This is a genomic window from Halomonas sp. NYA30, from assembly GCF_976980765.1.
This window is the reverse complement of the sequence record NZ_OZ334477.1, coordinates 3,840,995-3,862,277: the sequence shown is the minus strand read 5'-3', so window position 1 is coordinate 3,862,277 and position 21,283 is coordinate 3,840,995. Positions and strand designations below refer to the sequence as shown.

The following is a 21,283-nucleotide window of genomic DNA, read 5'->3' as shown; positions in this document are numbered from 1 at the left end:
GTTTTACCCTTAGGCTGCGCCGATCATCTTGCGCAGCACGTAGTGAAGGATACCACCGTGGCGGTAGTAAGCCAGCTCGTTTACCGTGTCAATTCGGCACTTGGCATCAACGCTACGTTCCCCGTCGGCATTTTTGATCACGACTTTGACGGTGCCACCCGGTGTTAGGTCGCTCAAACCGGCAATCGAAATCTCTTCATCCCCGGTTAATCCCAACGTTTGACGGCTTTCGCCTTCGGCAAACTGCAGCGGTACAACGCCCATACCGATCAGGTTAGAGCGGTGGATGCGCTCAAAGGATTCCGCGATCACGGCGCGAACGCCCAGCAAGCGTGTGCCTTTGGCTGCCCAATCCCGTGAAGAGCCGGTGCCGTACTCTTTCCCGGCAATCACGACCAGTGGTTTGCCTTCCTCTTTGTACTTCATGGCCGCGTCATAAATAGCCATCTGTTCGCCACTGGGCACATGGCGTGTTTCACCACCGACAACGCCATCGAGCATCTCGTTTTTGATCCGCACGTTGGCAAAGGTGCCGCGCATCATGACTTCATGGTTACCCCGGCGTGAACCGTAGGAGTTGAAGTCGACCGGCTTAACGCCGTGCTCTTGCAGGTAGCGGCCAGCCGGGCTGTCGGGCTTGATGGCACCGGCAGGGGAGATATGGTCGGTGGTGACCGAATCGCCTAGCATCGCCAACACTCGGGCACTGTGCACATCTTCAATGGCATCCGGCTCACGGCCCATACCTTCAAAGAAGGGGGGGTGCTGAATGTAGGTAGATTCAGGCCACTGATAGACCTTGCTCTCTGAAACGTCGATTGCTTTCCAGACGTCGTCACCCTCAAACACCGCGCCATACTCTTTGCGGAACATCGCGGTATTGACTTGCTCAACGGCGCCGGCGATCTCTGCCTGGGTGGGCCAGATGTCTTTGAGATAGACAGGCTCGCCGCTGCTGTCTTTGCCAACAGGTTCCTTGGTGAGGTCACGCTGAACATTGCCGGCCAGGGCGTAGGCGACCACCAGGGGCGGCGAGGCCAGCCAGTTGGTTTTAACCAACGGGTGAACCCGGCCTTCGAAGTTCCGGTTACCAGACAGCACCGAGGCAACGGCAAGATCGCCATCGTTAATGGCTTGCTCAATCTCGTCAGGTAGGGGGCCGGAATTACCGATACAGGTAGTGCAACCGTAGCCGACCAGGTTGAAACCCAGTGCATCCAGGTCATCGTTTAACCCAGCGGCTTCCAAATAATCGGTGACGACTTTGGAGCCAGGGGCCAATGATGTCTTCACCCAAGGCTGAGTGGTTAGGCCTTTTTCGCGTGCTTTACGGGCCAGCAAGCCCGCTGCCATCATCACGCTGGGGTTGGAGGTGTTAGTACACGACGTAATGGCCGCAATCACCACCGCGCCGGGGTCGAGGCTAAAGTCCTGATCATTCAGTTTAACGGCTTGGCTGGTGTCATGTTCAAAGCTGCGTTCCACTCCGACCGCGGTTTGGCCGCCTTCAGAGGAGAGTTTCCCTTTAGCGGTTGAATCTGCTTTGACGTCTTGCTGCATGAACTTGTCGAAGGCTGCCGCCATATCCTGTAGAGCGACACGGTCTTGCGGGCGTTTGGGGCCAGCCAGACTGGCTTCCACCTCGGTCATGTCCAGTTCCAGCGCATCGGTGAAGATCGGCTCATCGCTGGGTTCGCGCCACAGCCCTTGGGCTTTGCTATAGGCTTCAACCAGCGCAATTTGCTCATCTTCACGCCCGGTTAGGCGCATATAGTTTAGCGTTTCATCGTCTACCGGGAAGAAACCGCAGGTAGCACCATATTCAGGCGCCATATTGGCAATCGTCGCGCGATCCGCCAGGGGCAGGTCTTTCAAGCCGTCGCCGTAGAACTCAACAAATTTACCTACCACGCCTTTTTTACGCAGCATTTCGGTAACGGTTAGTACTAAGTCAGTGGCGGTAATGCCTTCGCGTAGCTTGCCCGTCAACTTAAACCCGATGACTTCGGGAATCAGCATCGACACCGGCTGTCCGAGCATGGCTGCTTCGGCTTCAATACCGCCTACACCCCAGCCGAGTACGCCCAGGCCGTTGATCATCGTGGTGTGAGAGTCGGTGCCCACGAGCGTGTCGGGGTAGGCGAAGGTTTTGCCGTCTTCGTCTTTGGTCCATACCGCTCTGCCTAGATACTCCAGGTTGACCTGGTGGCAAATGCCGGTGCCAGGCGGTACTACGCTAAAGTTGTCAAATGCCTGCTGACCCCAACGCAGAAACTCATAGCGCTCGCGGTTGCGCTGCATTTCGATATCAACGTTCTCTTGGAACGCGGCGGGGTTACCAAATTTGTCGACCATTACCGAGTGGTCAATGACCAGGTCGACCGGTGATAGCGGGTTGATCTTGGCTGGGTCTTCGCCAAGGCTTTCGACAGCAGCGCGCATAGAGGCTAAATCCACCACGCCAGGGACGCCGGTGAAATCTTGCATTAAGACACGTGCCGGCCGGTAGCCTATTTCACGGCTGGAATAACCTTCTTCCTGCCAGTCGACCAGGGCCTGCATGTCTTCTGCAGCCACACTTTCGTCATCGCCGAAGCGCAGCTGATTTTCGAGTAGGATTTTGAGCGTCTTGGGAAGCCGGTCAATGCTGCCCAGTGCCTCTGCCGCTTTGGGTAGGCTGTAATAGTGGTACGTTTTACTGCCCACCTCTAAGGTGCTTAGCGTATCGGGTGTCTTGCTCATGGGTCTCTCCTCTGATTGCTGAGTGTTGCCCTCAGCGTGACGGTCACGATCTTCCTGTCGTATTGATTACCCTAGTATGGCTTACCCCAGTATGGCGTGATTTAGTAATAACACATGGGTGTTTGCATCGTCTCTTTCAAGGTTTCTTCGCCTAATAGCGTAGATGAAACCTTGCAATAGCTTGTACTTGGCACCATTTCAGGCAGACTCTGTGCCTAATTTTTTATAAAGCTTTTACCCAGCTATCAATAAAGCTATCAGTCAGATCTTTACAAGGTGGTGTCATGGAAACTCGTCATGAGCGTTTGATTATTCTTGGATCCGGCCCGGCAGGCTATACGGCCGCTGTGTATGCCGCACGGGCAAACTTGAAGCCATTGCTGATCACCGGTATCCAGGCGGGTGGACAATTGACCACCACAACGGATGTCGATAACTGGCCGGGCGATGCGCAAGGTGTCCAAGGCCCCGAGTTGATGGAGCGCATGAAACAGCACGCTGAACGCTTTAATACCGAAGTGCTGTTTGACCATATCAATGAGGTTAGCTTAGGCGAAAAACCCTTTACGTTGAAAGGCGACAGCGGCATTTATACCTGCGATGCGCTCATTGTCGCTACCGGCGCCAGTGCCCGTTATCTGGGTTTGCCCACCGAGCAGCAGTTTATGGGCCAAGGGGTTTCTGCCTGTGCTACCTGCGATGGCTTTTTCTATCGCAACCAGGAAGTCATTGTCGTCGGTGGTGGTAACACCGCCGTGGAAGAGGCGCTCTATCTCTCTAACATCGCCTCCAAGGTGACCCTGGTACACCGCCGGGACACGCTACGGGCAGAAAAAATTCTCCAAGATAAGCTTTTGGAGAAAGCCGAGGCAGGCAAAATCGCCCTTGAATGGTTCCAGGAAGTCGAGGAAGTGCTCGGCGATAACTCCGGGGTTACAGGAGTGCGAGTTAAATCCACTAAAGATGGTTCCAGCAAAGAGATCCATGCGCCTGGGCTTTTCATCGCCATTGGTCATAGCCCCAACACCGGCATTTTTGAAGGTCAGCTAGCCATGAACGGTGGTTATATTAAAGTGAACGCTGGTCTTGAAGGTAATGCCACCGCCACCAGCGTGCCCGGCGTGTTTGCCTGCGGCGATGTAATGGATCACATTTACCGCCAAGCGATCACCTCTGCCGGTAGCGGCTGTATGGCGGCGCTGGATGCCGAGCGTTATTTAGACGGCATTGCCGGGTAACGTTGCACTCTGCTCTGAAGCGCCTAGCAATCGATAGGCGCTTCATCGATTCTCAGGCGCCCTAACTGGCTCAGCACTAGCTTTTTCCCCTGCGATTCTTCGGCACCGTTACCTGAACAAATGGCAAAACTGCCGTTATAACCGCTGGTATAGCCCAATGAGCTGTAGCGAATGCGCGACCAGCCCCGGCTGTAAGTTACTTGGGTGCCTCGCTCGGCAGGCATGACGCGCAAAATATCGTCGGCTTGAACGTTATCTGTTTGATCCCCCTTTACGATCATAAGCTCACCGCCCCATTCGCTACTGCATGCCGTGCGGTCCTCAGCCGCCGGGCAAAGCGTGATCTGGCGACGCTGGCTGATGGCCGTATTGCGCGCTAATGAAAACGCGCTTTGTAATCGATTGATTTCGCTGGTCTGTGCGGTTCGCTCACCCAATGCTTGAAAATTAGGCAGCCCCCAGGCGGTCATAATGCCAACTATTAGCAGCGTGATCAGTAGCTCGAGCAACGTAAACCCGCTTTCAGGTAGCGTGCGTGTGCCGTTATGGCCATCGTTCATCGCTTCTCCTTACTTGACCTTGTTATGGCCCGCGCTATGCTCAGTGCCCGGTGTCAACGGCCATGATCAGTTGGTGGGTTAATCAGCCTAGGCGATAGCCACTCTTTTTTATGTAAGCCAAAACGGACAATGTTGTGAGCGATTTCTTAATTATTGGTGGCGGCGTGATCGGCATGATGACGGCGCTGCAGCTAGCCGATGCGGGTCAGCAGGTCACGCTGGTGGATCGTGGCGAGTGCGGTAAAGAGGCCTCGTGGGCCGGTGGCGGTATCGTCTCACCGCTCTATCCGTGGCGATACGACGCTGCGATATCGCAATTATCACGCTGGTCAGAAGGTGTTTACCCCTCGTTGGCTTTACGCTTGCTGGAAGAGACAGGCATTGATCCTGAGTATCGCCAAAAAGGGCTGCTCTACCTGAACGTAGATGACGCCGATAGTGCTCTGTGCTGGGCTAGACAGCTGGGTAAACCGCTAGAGCGGGTGGGGGCAGATTTCGTCCACGATAAAGAACCTGGCGTGGCAATGGCGGGCGATAGTGCGCTATGGATGCCGACCCTGGGCAGTGTGCGTAACCCGCGTTTAGCCAAAGCGTTGAAGGCGCGGCTAACGACGATGCCTCAGGTAACGCTGAGAGAGCAGTGCGAGGTCAGTGGCTTTATCCAAAAGGATGGCCAAGTGAAGGGCGTGGTTAGCTCACAAGGGCCGTTAATTGCTGGGCGCATTGTGGTGTGTGGCGGTGCCTGGACTGCTCAACTATTGGCGCAGCTGAATGTGCAGCTGCCGGTAAGGCCGGTAAAAGGGCAGATGATCGCTTACCAGGCACCCAAGGGGTTAGTGCAGCGTGTGGTGTTAAAAGATGGGCGTTATATTATTCCGCGTGCAGACGGGTTGCTGTTGGTCGGCTCTACGTTAGAGGAAGCTGGGTTTGATAAGACCACCGACGCGGCAGCCCTGGCATCGCTAAAACACAGCGCCGAAGCCATTCTGCCTGCCTTGGAAACCTGCCCGATAGCGCATCAATGGGCCGGGCTTCGCCCTGGTTCGCCGGCGGGTATTCCTTTCATCGGTGCCCTTCAAGAATGGCCTAACGTATACATTAATGCGGGGCACTATCGTAATGGCTTAGTGCTGGCGCCTGCATCGACCCATTTATTGGCGGATCAACTGCTGGGGCGCGAGCCATTAATCGACCCCGCGCCATACCAGCCCACGCCCGAACGGCTTATTCAGGCTTAAGGCGCGCCGTCTTTATCCTGCTGCTCTTGTAAAAAACGGTCGCGGTGCGCGCTGGAGCAGAACCACTGCTCGTGGTCGCGCAGCGCTTCATCTTCAGGTATGTGCACCTCGCACCAGCGGCAGCGCACCATTTTACCGCCTTCATGGCGATTGACTTGTTTGTGCTGCGCTTCATGCTCAAACTTACGTTGTCGGTAGATGCCGTAGAGCTTTAAACCGGCATAAAATACAACGGCGAAGATAATCAGCCGAATGATCAAGAGGTTCATCCTTATTTTGTCTCCCGAATGAGGGAACGAGGCTTGGGATTGACGCATGGCCTTTGCCAGTTGGCGGCCCTTGCGGGACAATACGACTATGACGGTGTAACCCTATTTCAAAGATTCTCAAGAGATTTTGACGCCCATGCAAGACTTAACGCTGGTAATGGCCCAACTCGATCCTCTGGTCGGGGATATTCCCGGCAACGCCGCACGCGCGATTGAAGCAGTGCGTGAAGCACGGATTGAGCATGGGGCAGATATTGTTGTCTTTCCTGAGCTTTTTTTGTCGGGCTACCCGCCGGAAGATTTGCTGCTACGCCCCTCAATGGAAACCCGCCTACGTGAAGCACGCGCGCTAATGGCATCAAAAGTTGCCCGCGATGTGCTGGTGATTATTGGCTATCCTGGCGTCCGCGAAGGTCGCTGTTACAACTTGGCTGGGGTGCTCTACAACGGCCAGTGGGAAGCCGAGTACGCCAAGCAGGCGCTGCCTAACTACCAAGTGTTCGATGAGCAGCGCTATTTCACGCCCGGCACTGAAACGCTGGTGTATGAGCATAAAGGCGCCAAACTGGGCATCGTGATCTGCGAAGACCTATGGGATGGCGCGCCGGTTAAGGCCGCCGCGCAAGCGGGCGCTGAGGTGCTGGTCTCCTTGCACGCCTCGCCCTATCACCAGGACAAGCCCGCGGAACGGCTGCGCTTGTTGGAGAAACACGCCCAGGATACGCAGCTTCCAATTGTGTATGTGAACACCATCGGTGGCCAAGATGAACTGGTCTTTGATGGAGGCTCTTGCTGCGTTAACGCCAGCGGTGAGTTACAGGTGCTGGCACCGTATTGGCAGGCAGGCCTGATGCCGGTTCAGTTTTTGCAAACCAGCGCGACGGTGTGGGAACCCCAAGCCGGAGAGATTGACCCGGAGGTAGAGCCGGAAGAGAGCCTTTACTGTGCGCTCGTGACCGGGCTGCGCGATTACGTCAACAAGAGCGGTTTTGATGGTGTGGTGCTGGGGCTTTCCGGCGGCATTGATTCCGCGCTTTCGCTGGCGATTGCGGTTGACGCACTGGGCCCTCAACGAGTGCAGGCGGTGATGATGCCCTATCATTACACGGCGGATATTTCCAAGCAGGACGCTGCAGAGCAGGCCAATATGCTCGGAGTGCACTACGAGATCATGCCGATTGAGCCCATGGTCGAAGCCTTTATGGGGACGCTTGCTGAAAGTTTTGCCGGTACGGAACGCGATACCACCGAGGAAAACCTGCAGTCGCGCTGCCGCGGTGTGCTGCTAATGGCGATTTCCAATAAGAAAGGCTTGATGGTGCTGACCACCGGCAACAAGAGCGAAATGGCGGTGGGCTATGCCACGCTGTATGGCGATATGGTGGGCGGCTATAACGCTATTAAGGATGTGTATAAAACCTGGGTTTATCGTCTTGCCCGCTGGCGCAACACGCAATCACCTGCCATTCCTGAGCGGGTGATCGAGCGGCCACCCAGTGCCGAGCTGGCGCCTGATCAACAAGATAGCGATTCCTTGCCCGATTACGATGTGCTCGACGCGATCTTAGTCAGCTACATTGAAGGCGATATGAGCGCTGAGGCAATTATTGCCGCTGGTTTTGACGAGGAAGACGTTTATAAAGTGGTTAAGCTCGTCGACCGCTGCGAGTATAAGCGCCGCCAAGCCCCGATTGGCGTGCGGGTGACGCCACGCGGTTTTGGCCGGGACCGCCGCTACCCGATTGTTAATGGCTGGCAGCCCGGCGCGTGATCAAACTTAGCGATTCATAAAGACGCTGTTGAGGTATCTTAAAAACTTTCCCACTCAGGTTCGGCCTGCTGAGCTTTTGCAGCAGGCAGTGTACCCATCGTATTAGACGAATGAGCACGCACAGGTGCCAATGCGGTACGCGGCGCCTGTACGTTTTGGGGGGATTCGGGCAGCTTGAAGACTTCCATGGCATGCAGCAGAGAGTGAGCGTTTTGACGCAGGTTGTTGGCGGCGGTGGCGCTCTCTTGTACCAGAGCCGCGTTCTGTTGGGTCACGTGATCCATCTCGGTCACTGCTCTACCTACCTCTTGCACGCCAGTACTCTGCTCGGCACTGGCATTACTAATTTCTTTCATAATGCTATTGACGCGCTCAATAGCCGCCACGATTTCAACGGTTGATTTGCTGGCCTCTTCGGCGCGTTCATTGCCGTGGTTAACCCGTTCCAGATTTTTTGAGATCATATTGTTTATTTCCCGCGCAGCGTCAGCGCTGCGTTGGGCAAGCCTGCGAACTTCTTCAGCCACGACCGCGAAGCCACGGCCATGTTCGCCAGCGCGGGCCGCTTCGACCGAAGCGTTAAGGGCCAGAATATTGGTTTGGAAGGCGATGGCATCAATCGTCGAAATGATGCCCGAGATTTCCTGTGAGCTTTTATTCAACTCGTTCATGGTGTCGACCACTTGATGCACCGCGTCGCCGCCGCGGGTGGCGGTGCGAGAAGCGCTCGTGGCCTCTTGACTGGCTTGCGCTGCGTTCTCGGCATTAAGGGTAACGGTACTATTGAGCTGCTCCATGGCGGAAGCTGTCTCGGCCAGCGCACTCGCTTGCTGCTCAGTGCGTGAAGAGAGGTCGTTATTGCCTTCCGCAATTTGCTCGCTGTTGCTGGCCACCGCCTCCGCCGAGGCACGTACCTGAGTCACAATGGTTTGTAACTGCTGCGCCATGGCAACCTGTGACGCCATAATGCTGCGGGTATCTCCCTTCTTGAGCTTACCCTGGCTGGTTAACTCGCCGCGACCAATTGCTTCTGCGAATGCTTTGACTTCGTGGGGTTCGGCACCCAATTCACGTAGCAGCTGGCGGGATAAAAACACCGCGATCAGACCGCCAACCAGTAAAGCGAACAGTGTTAGCCCCAGCATCTGCATCTGAAAGCCGGAGGCGGTGTCGCGTGCGGTCGCTGTGGTGGCGTCATTCAACTGTTGTTGAAGGTTGATGAACTGGTTAATGCGATTAAGCCATTCGGCGTAAGCAGGGCCCGCTTCTTCAAGTAGGAGTGTCTCTGCATCAGCAAATTGATCAGCTTGACGCAACTTTATAACTTGCTGCGTTAGCGCCAGTGTGGTGGCGGCTTGGGAGTCGATACTAGCAAGAATGTTTTGCTCTTCCTGACCACTAGGATACTCGTTAGTCACTTGGTGCTCGCCTTCCGACGCTGTGACGTAATCGCTGCTAAGGCTTTCCATTTCGCTGAGTAACGCATCTACTCTGCTATCGTCTTGGGTAAGCACTATATCGCGCAGGGCAATCGCGCGATCATGCACGCTTCCACGCATATCCACAGCAAACCCCAGCTTGGTGCCGTTAACATCGTTGATGGTGGTTAAGTCGCGATCAATCTGATTGACTTGGTAGATGCCTACGGCTGTTAGCAAAACCAGCAGCCCGAGTAGGGCAGAAAAACCGAATGTTAAACGCGTGCTTATTTTGGTGTTGCTGGAATCGGCGTTAAGAAGTGACATTGAGTGCTCCCTCAGGCGCCGTTAAGACGCTTTATTATTAAAGACGGACTAACTATATAGTGTTGTACAATTTTTGTATAGAAAATAAATATTGTTTGTACAATGTGTATAGCTAGATTGCATTTTTTTCTTTGAAATCAAAAGAGAGGGCAAATTACTAATAAAAAACCACGCCGAGGCGTGGTTTGATAGCTAACTGCTGTAGTGTTTTTTATCGATACTAGCTGGGCAAAGGCTTAATCATTTTGACCTAAGTGTTTCGGAACAAAGCGGCTGCCTTCTAACTGCTCATGATCAGGCGCGTTTTCTCGCAGTACCGCTAACACCTCATTGGCGCGATCATCCATGTCCAAGCCTTGATAGCCTTCTACCATGGTGGCTAGGGCATCCCGGGTGGCGCTTGATTCAGGATAGTTTTCGACGACCCAGCGGCCACGCTCAACCGCTGCCAAATAGGCCCCGCGGCGTAGGTAGTAATCGGCGACATGCAGTTCATGGCGGGCCATTAGCTCACGTAGGTAGACGATGCGCTGCTGGGCATCCGGCGCATATTCACTCTGCGGGTAACGTTGGATCAGCTCGCGGAAATCATTGTAGGCATCCCGCGAGGCGCCCAGATCGCGCTTGGAGATGTCGATCAAGCGCAGGCGCTCTAAGCTGAAGCGGCCTGCTTGCCACGCCGAAAGGCCGCGAAGATAGTAGGCGTAGTCTACCTGGGGGTGGTCGGGGTGAAGGCGAATAAAGCGGCTGGCCGCTGCCCGGGCTTCTTCCCAATTGCTATTTTCATAGTAGGCATAGATCAGCTCAAGCTGTGCCTGCTCAGCATGGGCGCCAAAAGGGTAGCGTGTATCGAGCGCTTCTAAACGCTCAATCGCGATCGGGTAGCGGTTGCTGTCTAAGGCCGTGCGGGCCAATTCATAGAGCTCGCGCTCCTGCACCCCAGCAAATTCATCTTCCTCTTCTTCACTGGTGTCGTTACTCGCACAGCCCGCTAAAAGGGCAAGGCTTAGGGCTAGAGCACCAAAGCGGTTGGCAGCTGAAAAAACGCGCATCTTCATCCTCGTTGCAAACAAGCCTCAATCACCAAAAAGCGGCGATGGCCATAAGTAGAAATGGTAGAATAGGTCGCAGTCCGCCCACTATAAAACACCTCGACCTAAAACGCAGGCTTAGCGACGTTTCGTCAGGTGCCGTCAATATTGATTTTTCCATGCTGAGGCTGATTTTTCGCTTTGCTGGGGTTTTTTTCGCGCTTTAAAGAGGTTTTTCATGTCTCGAATAGTTGAAGACACGCAACGTGTGCCCGCCACACTGGCCGGTGCGCGGTTAGACCAAGCGGCGGCGGAGTTGTTCAGCGATTACTCACGTGAACGCTTAAAAGCGTGGATTAATGCCGGTGAATTAACCGTGGATGGCGTGCAAGCCAAGCCGAAAGCCAAGCTGCACGGTGATGAAGTGTTGGCACTGCAGGCCACCATCGAAGACGATACACGCTTTGAAGCGCAGGATATTGCGCTGGATATCGTGTATGAAGATGACGCGGTAATCGTCATTAATAAAGCGGCGGGTATGGTCGTTCATCCCGCTGCAGGCAACCCGGATGGCACGCTGCTCAATGCCTTGCTTTACCATCACCCGGCGCTTGCTGAAGTGCCACGCGCGGGTATCGTTCACCGCCTGGATAAAGATACCACCGGCTTGATGATGGTGGCGAAAACGCTACCCGCTCAAACCGTTCTGGTGGATCAGTTGCAGGCACGCAGCGTGTCGCGCCAGTACGACGCGGTGGTGATTGGTAAGCCGGTCTCTGGCAGTACCATTGATGCGCCTATTGGCCGTCATCCGAAAGATCGTAAGCGCCAAGCGGTGACCACAGCAGGTAAGCCAGCCATTACCCATTTCCGTGTGGTCGAGCGGTTTCGTGCGCATACTCATGTGCGGTGCAAATTAGAAACCGGGCGTACCCACCAAATTCGGGTACATATGGCCCATGCTCGCTATCCGTTGATTGGTGATCCCATGTATGGCGGCCGTGCCAAGTTGCCGCCAGGCGCTGCGGAGCCATTGAAGGAGATATTGCGCGAGTTTCCGCGTCAGGCGCTACATGCGCGGAAGTTGATTTTCAAACATCCGGTCAGTGGCGAAACTGTTACTTTTCAGGTCGATCTCCCCGATGATTTGCTAATGTTGTTGGATTACCTGCGCGAAGATAACGAGACGATGAGATGAGCGATGCCATTAATTTAAGGCCGACGCTTTTAATGCCTGACTGGCCAGCGCCGGCCAATGTAAGAGCCTTTGTGACCACCCGTGAATCGGGGCCTAGCCAGGGGGATTTCGCCGCCTTCAACACAGCTGCTCATGTCGGTGATAACCCCGACCATGTCGCACTGTGTCGCCGCCTGTTGCAAAAAGAGATCGGGGATGAGCGCCCGCTACTGTGGCTTAATCAGACCCACGGTGCCCGCGTTCAGCAGGTTTTTGAACCTAACGTCGCCGATGCGGATGCTGCCATTGCTACTTCTAATGAGTACGCCTGTGTGGTGCTGACAGCAGATTGCCTGCCGGTCATGCTGTGCAATCGCGCTGGAACCCAGGTCGCCGTTGCCCATGCGGGGTGGCGTGGTTTGGCAGGTGGCGTGCTGGAGGCGACGATTGCTGCAATGAATACCGATCCCGAGGACATCCTTGTGTGGTTGGGCCCCGCGATTTCCAACGCTCAGTTTGAGGTTGGCCCGGAGGTCTATGGTGCCTTTGTGGCAGTGCATCCTGACATCGCCGACGCTTTTGATCATAGTCCCTACCGGCTGGGTCATTACATGGCCGACTTGTACCGGTTGGCGCGGTTTCGTTTGGAAGCACTAGGCGTAAACAATATAAGTGGCGGCCACTTCTGTACTGCCTGCGAGTCGCGATTCTACTCCTACCGTCGCGATGGCGGTAAAACCGGCCGCATGGCCAGTGTGATCTGGATCAATTAAACCAGTGGTTTGTTCACACACCTCTTGAAAAGCATGGAACTGACGCCATTTAACTTGTCAAGCTAATCGTGGTTTAGCACGTTCAACGACAGGTTGCCGGGTTACGCGGTGCGTCCAAACGCACGGCACCCCCAGGAGGAATTTCATGCGTTTTGATAAATTTACCGCCAAGCTCCAAAGCGCGATTGCCGAGGCGCAGTCACTGGCCGTTGGTCGCGGCCATAATCAGCTAGATCCCGCTCATTTGCTGCTGGCTCTGCTCGATACCAAAGACACCGGTATTAAAGCCCTGATTGAAAAAGCCGAGGGGAGTCCCTCGCGTCTGCGCGATGGGTTGATGCAGCAACTGGATAATTTACCCAAGGTAGGCCAGTTCGATGGTGAAGTGCAGCCATCGCGGGACTTTATCAAGCTGTTCAACTTAACTGACCGTGAAGCGCAAAAGCGCGGCGATCAGTTTATTGCCAGTGAGCTAGTGCTGCTGGCAGCGCTTGAGATGAACTCGGCCCTCACCAAGCTGCTGAAAGACGCAGGTATTAATCGAAAATCCCTCGAAGCGGCTATCAATAGCCTGCGCGGCGGCGCCACAGTGGACGATGCTAACGCCGAAGATCAGCGTGAAGCGTTGAACAAATACACCATGGATCTTACCCAGCGTGCGCTGGACGGCAAACTGGATCCGGTGATTGGTCGCGACGATGAAATTCGCCGTACGATTCAAGTACTGCAGCGGCGTACTAAAAACAACCCCGTATTAATCGGCGAGCCGGGCGTGGGTAAAACCGCCATTGTCGAAGGATTGGCCCAGCGTATCGTTAACGGTGAAGTGCCTGAAGGCTTAAAAGATAAGCGCGTGCTCTCGCTGGATATGGGCTCGCTGCTGGCGGGCGCCAAGTTCCGCGGTGAGTTTGAAGAACGCCTGAAAGCGGTGCTTAAAGAGCTCTCTCAGGAAGAGGGGCGTGTGATTCTGTTTATCGATGAACTTCACACCATGGTTGGAGCGGGCAAAGCCGAAGGCGCCATGGATGCAGGCAATATGCTCAAGCCTGCCCTGGCTCGCGGTGAGCTGCACTGCGTAGGCGCGACCACACTTGATGAGTATCGCAAGTACATTGAGAAAGATGCTGCGCTAGAGCGCCGCTTTCAAAAAGTGCTGGTGGATGAGCCTTCCGAAGAGGACACCGTGGCGATTCTGCGCGGCCTGAAAGAGCGCTATGAAGTACACCATGGTGTGGATATCACCGACTCGGCGATTATTGCGGCGGCCAAGCTCTCAACGCGCTATATCTCAGACCGGCAGTTGCCAGACAAAGCCATAGACTTGATTGATGAAGCCGCCTCGCGGATTCGTATGGAACTGGACTCCAAGCCCGAAGAGATGGATCGCCTTGATCGGCGTCTGATACAGCTCAAGATGGAGCGAGAAGCGCTCAAGAAGGAGACCGATGAGGCGAGCAAAAAACGCTTGGAAGCACTGAGTACCCAAATTCACGAGCTAGAACGCGAATACGCTGATCTTGATGAAATTTGGAAAGCGGAAAAAGCCAGTATTCAAGGGGCGGCCCAGTTTAAAGCCGACCTTGAGCAGGCTCGGCTAGATCTAGAACAGGCGCGTCGTCAGGGTGACCTGGGGCGGATGTCGGAAATTCAGTACGGCAAGATTCCAGCACTCGAAAAGAAAATTGCCGAAAGTGGCGAAGGCGAAGCAGATACCTCAAGCCACCAATTGCTGCGCTCCAACGTGACCGAAGAGGAGATCGCTGAAGTGGTTTCCCGCTGGACGGGCATCCCGGTTTCCAAAATGCTTGAAGGCGAGCGCGATAAACTATTGCGCATGGAAGAGGCGCTGCACGAGCGGGTCATCGGGCAGGATGAAGCCGTTGAGGCGGTGGCGAACGCAGTGCGCCGCTCTCGGGCAGGGCTTTCAGATCCCAATCGCCCCAATGGGTCATTCCTATTCCTCGGCCCTACCGGCGTAGGTAAAACCGAGCTATGTAAGTCGCTGGCCAACTTCCTGTTCGATACCGAAGAGGCGATGGTGCGTATCGATATGTCGGAGTTTATGGAGAAGCACTCCGTGGCTCGTTTGATCGGTGCGCCCCCCGGCTATGTGGGGTACGAAGAGGGTGGCTACTTAACCGAAGCTGTTCGGCGCAAGCCATACTCGGTGTTGCTGCTGGATGAGGTGGAGAAAGCCCACCCGGATGTCTTCAACATCCTGCTGCAGGTATTGGAAGACGGCCGCTTGACCGACGGTCAGGGACGCACGGTGGATTTCCGTAACACCGTGATCGTGATGACCTCCAATATGGGCTCGGACATTATCCAGCGCATGGGGGGAGATGATAGCGACTATGAAGTAATGAAAAACATGGTCATGGAGGTGGTGGGTAACCACTTCCGGCCTGAGCTGATTAACCGTATTGATGAAGTGGTGGTTTTCCATGCGCTGGGACAAGAACAGATCCAGGCGATTGCTGGTATGCAGTTGGAGCGTTTGAAGTTACGCCTTGCTGAGCACGACCTGAAGCTGGAGGTCAGCCCTGAAGCCATGGCGCAATTGGCGGTAGTCGGTTTTGACCCTGTCTATGGGGCGCGGCCACTCAAACGGGCGATTCAGAGCCGTATTGAAAACCCGCTGGCGCAAGACCTGCTGGGGGGTAAATTTACCCCCGGTGATACCATTCATATCACGGCAGAAGAAGGCAAGTTGGTGTTTAGCTAATCATTGGCAACGCCTTTTTGCGCAATTGAATAGGGAAAAAGCCCTGCTAGCGTTGCTGGCGGGGCTTTTTTAATGGCTTCTTGCGACCTTTGTTGCGTTTGGCCCGATCGGAGGTTGACAGGCTGAGGGCGCTAATGGAATCTTGTCGGTTCCTGATTTGCGGGCGCGGACTCAACGGGCAACCCCTAATCCCCGCGCGAAGGGTAGGCGAAGGCCTCTACCCGCCGAAGGACTTCCGGGCTTGGGCTAACCGTCCAACCTGGCCAACGCCCCGACACGGCGAACTGCCGTGATAAGAGTGCAGGCCCTAACCGGGCCATCTGCCAGGGTTTGGCATCAGGTGCCGGCAAGGGCCGGCAGCGGCATACCGCCGCACTCGACACCGTGCCCGTGTGGGTACGGATCGCACTCGAGACCTCCAGGGGAGAAATACAGTGGAACTGCTTTCCGGCGCAGATATGATCGCCCGCTTCTTGCAAGATGAGGGCATCGAATACATTTATGGTTACCCCGGCGGTGCAGCGCTGCATATTTACGATGCACTCTTCCGCCAGGACAAGGTGAAGCACATTTTGGTGCGTCACGAACAAGCGGCTACTCACGCGGCCGATGGCTATGCTCGCGCCTCGGGCAAAGCGGGCTGCGTGCTCGTCACTTCAGGCCCCGGTGCCACGAATGCCGTGACCGGTATTGCCACCGCCTACATGGATTCCATTCCCATGGTAGTGCTGTGTGGCCAGGTGGCCAGCCACCTGATTGGTGAAGACGCCTTCCAGGAAACCGATATCGTCGGTGTGACACGCCCGATCGTGAAGCATAGCTTCTCAATCCGTCACCCGTCTGAAATTCCGGAAGTGTTGAAAAAGGCGTTCTACCTGGCGTCGACCGGTCGCCCCGGCCCGGTGGTGGTCGATATCCCAAAAGACATGACTGCTCCCACGGAGCGCTACGAATACGTTTACCCGAAAAAGGTCAAACTGCGTTCGTACAATCCGGTAACCCGCGGCCATACCGGTCAGATCAAGAAAGCCGTCGAAATGATGCTTAAAGCCAAGCGTCCGGTGTTTTATACCGGCGGGGGCGTGGTGACGGGCAAAGCCAGCGAAGGCTTGACTGACTTGGTTAAACAGTTGGGATATCCGATTACCACTACGTTGATGGGCATTGGCGCGTATCCGCAAAGTGATCGACAGTGCTTGGGCTGGCTAGGTATGCACGGCTCTTATGAGTCGAATATGGCCATGCATCACGCCGACCTGATTATTGCCATTGGGGCGCGCTTTGACGACCGGGTCACCAATAACACGTCGAAGTTCTGCCCGACAGCTAAAATCATTCACGTTGATGTCGATCCAAGCTCGATCTCTAAAACGGTACGTGCCGATGTGCCCATCGTTGGCCCGGCTTCCAGCGTTATCAATGAGATGATCAGCTTGGTGCAGGGGCATAAAATTGCGCATCCTGAAGCACTAACGGAGTGGTGGGAGAAGATTGACGGCTGGCGCGCCGACCGTGAAGGCAAGCTTTATGAGCGATCCAAGCCCGGCGAAGCGCTGAAGCCACAGGAAGTCATCGAAGCACTCTGCCGTGTTACGCGGGGTGAAGCTTATGTGACGACTGATGTTGGTCAGCACCAGATGTTCGCTGCTCAGTACTACAAGTTCGACAAACCCAACCGGCTGATTACCTCCGGTGGTTTGGGCACCATGGGCTTTGGCTTCCCTGCTGCGATGGGTATTAAACAGAACTACCCGGATGATGATGTGGTGTGCGTCACCGGTGAAGGCAGCTTCCAGATGATGATGCAAGAGCTCTCTACCTGTAAGCAGTACGGGGTGGGCGTTAAGATCGTTAATCTTAACAATGCATCACTGGGCATGGTGCGTCAGTGGCAGGATTTGAACTATAAGTCACGTCATGCACATTCTTATATGGAGTCGCTGCCCGACTTTCATATGTTGATTGAGGCATATGGGTTCACCGCGATTACCGTCAATACGCTTGACGAGCTTGAGCCAGCGCTAGAGCGTGCGTTTGCTGATAAGCATGAGCTGGTGTTTCTTGACGTGAAGGTCGACCCCTTTGAGCACGTCTATCCGATGCAGGTACCGCTAGGTGCCATGCGCGACATGCTGCTGTCTAAAACGGAGCGTACCTGATGCGTCATATCATCTCGATTCTGTTAGAAAACGAACCGGGTGCGCTGTCACGTGTAGTCGGGTTGTTCTCCCAGCGTAATTTCAACATCGAAACGCTTAACGTTGCCCCCACGGAAGACCCTTCGCTGTCGCGCTTAACGGTGACTACCGTGGGCGATGACCGGGTGATAGAGCAGATCACCAAGCATCTTAATAAGCTGATCGATGTGGTGAAACTGGTGGATCTCACCGAAGGTAACCATATCGAACGCGAATTGATGTTGGTGAAGGTGAAGGCGCTTGGTGCGGCGCGTGATGAAGTGAAACGTACGGTGGATATCTTCCGTGCGCAGATCGTCGACGTGACGCCAAGCCTGTACACGGTGCAGATCACCGGCGATGCGGGCAAGCTCGATGCTTTCCTTCAGGCCATGGCGCCGGTGGGTATTCTTGAAGTCGCCCGTACAGGGGTTTCGGGGATTGCCCGGGGTGATAAGGTTTTGTCGCTCTAAGCCCGAAAGTACGCAGCCTTTGTAGCTAGCCCTTAAAAGCAAGCACCTAAACGTAAGCATAAGCGTCGCTCCTTTCCCAGAGCGGCGCTTTTTAGTTATTAGCCTGTTAATGCTTGTTGACGCCAGCCCCCACAATGCAGCAATTGGCTGGCTGAGTGGCACTCACCGTGTAGAATGAAAGCGACTACGGTTCCCGTGACTTCACTTTTAATGGATGAAACCTATGACACAGGACGCTCGCGATCAAGAGCACTCAAACTCTGATCAGTCAAATCCAGGCCAGCCTGATACGGCTGAGCAGCCAGATAGTACTGACCAATCAGAAGTAGTTGGTAATGAGGATTTGGCGACTGCCTTCTTGCGTGAAACCGAAGTGGTTGAGGAAACTGTTGAAGACGGCAAGAAGATTCGTCGCCGTGGTATCTATTTACTCCCTAATTTATTTACCACATCGGCGCTGTTTGCCGGTTTCTTTGCGGTTGTCGCTGGCATTAATGGTGAGTTTACTTCAGCTGCCGTCGCGATCTTTATTGCGATGGTGCTGGATGGCTTGGATGGGCGTGTTGCGCGAATGACCAATACGCAAAGTGAGTTTGGGGCCGAATACGACAGCTTGGCGGATATGATCTCGTTTGGGATGGCGCCTGCATTAGTCGCTTTTACCTGGATTCTGCAGGACATCGGTAAAACCGGCTGGGTAGTCGCCTTTCTTTATGTTGCCTGTGCCGCGCTTCGCCTAGCGCGCTTCAATGTGCAGATTGGCAGCGTGGATAAAAAATGGTTTATCGGCTTGCCGAGCCCCTCTGCCGCAGCGCTGGTAGCCGCGAGTGTATGGACCTTCCATAGCTTTGACGCTGATGCCTTTGGTTTCAAACTGTTGATGTTGGTAGTGGTGGCAGCAGCAGGCGTATTGATGGTGAGTAACATCCGTTACTACAGCTTTAAGGACCTCGATTTTAAAAAGCCGGTGCCTTTTGTTGTGCTGTTAGCCATTGTGTTGGCGTTTGTGATGATCTCGGTTGAACCTTCAGTAATGCTGCTATTACTGTTTGGTACTTATGTAGCTTCCGGGCCTGTGTTAGCCGTAATGCGCAAAGCAAAACCGAAGAACTGAAACTTTTCCCTACTCATTTTAATAAACCTCTTGCCAACCCGGCAGCAAAACCGTAAAGTACGCATCCGCTGCCGGGGACGCCAAGCGTTACCAGCGGTGAATAAGGTGTAAAAGCCTTGGTTGGTCAAGCAGTTAACGCTTTTGCGATAACTAGGAGTTTTGGATGTGTTCAGTATCACATCGAAAACAACGCCCTTGACAACCACCAGGAAATGCGTAGAATACGCCTTCCTCGCTGAGGCAAGCCAGTCAACGGCAGCCAGGTTGCTTTCACAGTAACCACGACAGCGAAACAGCTCTTTAACAATTTGATCAGGTAATTCATGTGGGCGCTTGCTGACGTTAGTGACAAATCACTAAATATCAAGGCAAGCGGTCATGACAATGTAAATTGAAATGAATTCGTTTGAACCTTGAGCCAAGTTTGATCCGCTTTTGTCACTTTCGAGTGACGAGTAAGGATCACAATGATTGTAAACTGAAGAGTTTGATCATGGCTCAGATTGAACGCTGGCGGCAGGCCTAACACATGCAAGTCGAGCGGTAACAGATCTAGCTTGCTAGATGCTGACGAGCGGCGGACGGGTGAGTAATGCATAGGAATCTGCCCGGTAGTGGGGGATAACCTGGGGAAACCCAGGCTAATACCGCATACGTCCTACGGGAGAAAGGGGGCTTCGGCTCCCGCTATTGGATGAGCCTATGTCGGATTAGCTAGTTGGTAAGGTAATGGCTTACCAAGGCGACGATCCGTAGCTGGTCTGAGAGGATGATCAGCCACATCGGGACTGAGACACGGCCCGAACTCCTACGGGAGGCAGCAGTGGGGAATATTGGACAATGGGGGCAACCCTGATCCAGCCATGCCGCGTGTGTGAAGAAGGCCCTCGGGTTGTAAAGCACTTTCAGCGAGGAAGAACGCCTATCGGTTAATACCCGGCAGGAGAGACATCACTCGCAGAAGAAGCACCGGCTAACTCCGTGCCAGCAGCCGCGGTAATACGGAGGGTGCAAGCGTTAATCGGAATTACTGGGCGTAAAGCGCGCGTAGGTGGCTTGATAAGCCGGTTGTGAAAGCCCCGGGCTCAACCTGGGAACGGCATCCGGAACTGTCAGGCTAGAGTGCAGGAGAGGAAGGTAGAATTCCCGGTGTAGCGGTGAAATGCGTAGAGATCGGGAGGAATACCAGTGGCGAAGGCGGCCTTCTGGACTGACACTGACACTGAGGTGCGAAAGCGTGGGTAGCAAACAGGATTAGATACCCTGGTAGTCCACGCCGTAAACGATGTCGACCAGCCGTTGGGTGCCTAGCGCACTTTGTGGCGAAGTTAACGCGATAAGTCGACCGCCTGGGGAGTACGGCCGCAAGGTTAAAACTCAAATGAATTGACGGGGGCCCGCACAAGCGGTGGAGCATGTGGTTTAATTCGATGCAACGCGAAGAACCTTACCTACCCTTGACATCTACAGAAGCCGGAAGAGATTCTGGTGTGCCTTCGGGAACTGTAAGACAGGTGCTGCATGGCTGTCGTCAGCTCGTGTTGTGAAATGTTGGGTTAAGTCCCGTAACGAGCGCAACCCTTGTCCTTATTTGCCAGCACGTAATGGTGGGAACTCTAAGGAGACTGCCGGTGACAAACCGGAGGAAGGTGGGGACGACGTCAAGTCATCATGGCCCTTACGGGTAGGGCTACACACGTGCTACAATGGCCGGTACAAAGGGCGGCGAGCTCGCGAGAGTCAGCGAATCCCTTAAAGCCGGTCTCAGTCCGGATCGGAGTCTGCAACTCGACTCCGTGAAGTCGGAATCGCTAGTAATCGTGAATCAGAATGTCACGGTGAATACGTTCCCGGGCCTTGTACACACCGCCCGTCACACCATGGGAGTGGACTGCACCAGAAGTGGTTAGCCTAACGCAAGAGGGCGATCACCACGGTGTGGTTCATGACTGGGGTGAAGTCGTAACAAGGTAGCCGTAGGGGAACCTGCGGCTGGATCACCTCCTTAAACGATGCGTCACAGTGAGTAAGCGTCCACAATGAATTACCTGATCAGAATGCTGTTACTACGCAGTGATAAGTGTTTTTGTTTTTTCACGTTAAAAAGAAAAAATAGCTTTTAAGGTTTTTTAAATCTTTAAAGGTCTTTTTCTTCTTTTTAAGTCGAAAGAACGCTTATCACTGCTTATAGCAGTCGCTCTTTAACAATGTATATCATGCTGACAAGAACACTTCGTAAGAAGTGCTTCT

Annotated in this window: 14 protein-coding genes and 1 rRNA gene; 10 read left to right on the top strand and 5 right to left on the bottom strand. The window is 54.3% G+C overall.

What is annotated here, in order from left to right:
• Positions 1 to 9 precede the first annotated feature (9 nt).
• Entirely contained in the window at positions 10 to 2,742 is a 2,733-nt protein-coding gene (acnA, locus tag ACWI0H_RS17950; protein ID WP_485874112.1) for an aconitate hydratase AcnA, read from the bottom strand.
• Positions 2,743 to 3,026: 284 nt separating this feature from the next.
• Here acnA and trxB point away from each other — a divergent pair, with 284 nt between their 5' ends.
• Positions 3,027 to 3,980, top strand: a complete 954-nt coding sequence (trxB, locus tag ACWI0H_RS17945) for a thioredoxin-disulfide reductase (protein ID WP_485874111.1) — start codon at positions 3,027 to 3,029, stop codon at positions 3,978 to 3,980.
• A gap of 23 nt (positions 3,981 to 4,003) precedes the next feature.
• Here trxB and ACWI0H_RS17940 read toward each other — a convergent pair whose 3' ends face one another.
• Positions 4,004 to 4,540 (bottom strand): GspH/FimT family pseudopilin, encoded by a 537-nt coding sequence (locus ACWI0H_RS17940; protein WP_485874110.1) that lies wholly within the window; start codon positions 4,538 to 4,540, stop codon positions 4,004 to 4,006.
• Between the two features lie 134 nt (positions 4,541 to 4,674).
• Here ACWI0H_RS17940 and thiO point away from each other — a divergent pair, with 134 nt between their 5' ends.
• Entirely contained in the window at positions 4,675 to 5,778 is a 1,104-nt protein-coding gene (gene thiO, locus ACWI0H_RS17935; protein ID WP_485874109.1) for a glycine oxidase ThiO, read from the top strand.
• Here thiO and ACWI0H_RS17930 read toward each other — a convergent pair.
• Positions 5,775 to 6,047 (bottom strand): PP0621 family protein, encoded by a 273-nt coding sequence (locus tag ACWI0H_RS17930; RefSeq protein ID WP_485874108.1) that lies wholly within the window; start codon positions 6,045 to 6,047, stop codon positions 5,775 to 5,777. The genes thiO and ACWI0H_RS17930 overlap by 4 nt on opposite strands.
• Before the next feature lie 136 nt (positions 6,048 to 6,183).
• On the opposite strand from ACWI0H_RS17930, the gene ACWI0H_RS17925 reads away from it, so the two are divergent.
• The gene (locus ACWI0H_RS17925) at positions 6,184 to 7,818 is read left to right on the top strand and encodes an NAD+ synthase (RefSeq protein WP_336274953.1); all 1,635 of its coding nucleotides are present in this window, start codon (positions 6,184 to 6,186) and stop codon (positions 7,816 to 7,818) included.
• A gap of 38 nt (positions 7,819 to 7,856) precedes the next feature.
• On the opposite strand, the gene ACWI0H_RS17920 is transcribed toward ACWI0H_RS17925, so the two are convergent.
• Positions 7,857 to 9,563: a methyl-accepting chemotaxis protein gene (locus ACWI0H_RS17920; protein WP_336274933.1), complete on the bottom strand. Its 1,707-nt coding sequence runs from the start codon at positions 9,561 to 9,563 to the stop codon at positions 7,857 to 7,859.
• 236 nt (positions 9,564 to 9,799) lie between these two features.
• Positions 9,800 to 10,615: an outer membrane protein assembly factor BamD gene (locus tag ACWI0H_RS17915; RefSeq protein ID WP_336274932.1), complete on the bottom strand. Its 816-nt coding sequence runs from the start codon at positions 10,613 to 10,615 to the stop codon at positions 9,800 to 9,802.
• Positions 10,616 to 10,832: 217 nt separating this feature from the next.
• Between ACWI0H_RS17915 and rluD the strand changes: the two genes are divergently transcribed.
• The 7 genes from rluD to ACWI0H_RS17880 all read left to right on the top strand — a co-directional run bounded on the left by rluD (position 10,833) and on the right by ACWI0H_RS17880 (position 21,041).
• On the top strand, positions 10,833 to 11,792 hold the full coding sequence (gene rluD, locus ACWI0H_RS17910) for a 23S rRNA pseudouridine(1911/1915/1917) synthase RluD (protein WP_008959220.1): 960 nt from the start codon (positions 10,833 to 10,835) through the stop codon (positions 11,790 to 11,792).
• A complete protein-coding gene (pgeF, locus tag ACWI0H_RS17905; protein ID WP_176304772.1) occupies positions 11,789 to 12,544 on the top strand; it encodes a peptidoglycan editing factor PgeF in 756 nt (251 codons plus the stop codon). Before rluD ends, pgeF begins: the two co-directional genes overlap by 4 nt.
• 145 nt (positions 12,545 to 12,689) lie before the next feature.
• A complete protein-coding gene (gene clpB, locus ACWI0H_RS17900; protein ID WP_485874107.1) occupies positions 12,690 to 15,269 on the top strand; it encodes an ATP-dependent chaperone ClpB in 2,580 nt (859 codons plus the stop codon).
• A gap of 434 nt (positions 15,270 to 15,703) precedes the next feature.
• Positions 15,704 to 17,428, top strand: a complete 1,725-nt coding sequence (locus ACWI0H_RS17895; RefSeq protein WP_339884795.1) for an acetolactate synthase 3 large subunit — start codon at positions 15,704 to 15,706, stop codon at positions 17,426 to 17,428.
• Positions 17,428 to 17,919 carry an acetolactate synthase small subunit gene (gene ilvN / locus ACWI0H_RS17890; protein ID WP_007113940.1) on the top strand — a complete coding sequence of 164 codons (492 nt, stop codon included), beginning with the start codon at positions 17,428 to 17,430 and terminating at the stop codon, positions 17,917 to 17,919. Before ACWI0H_RS17895 ends, ilvN begins: the two co-directional genes overlap by 1 nt.
• A gap of 214 nt (positions 17,920 to 18,133) precedes the next feature.
• Positions 18,134 to 19,033 (top strand): CDP-diacylglycerol--serine O-phosphatidyltransferase, encoded by a 900-nt coding sequence (gene pssA, locus ACWI0H_RS17885; protein ID WP_485874106.1) that lies wholly within the window; start codon positions 18,134 to 18,136, stop codon positions 19,031 to 19,033.
• A gap of 475 nt (positions 19,034 to 19,508) precedes the next feature.
• Positions 19,509 to 21,041, top strand: a 16S ribosomal RNA gene (locus ACWI0H_RS17880).
• Positions 21,042 to 21,283: the final 242 nt, after the last annotated feature.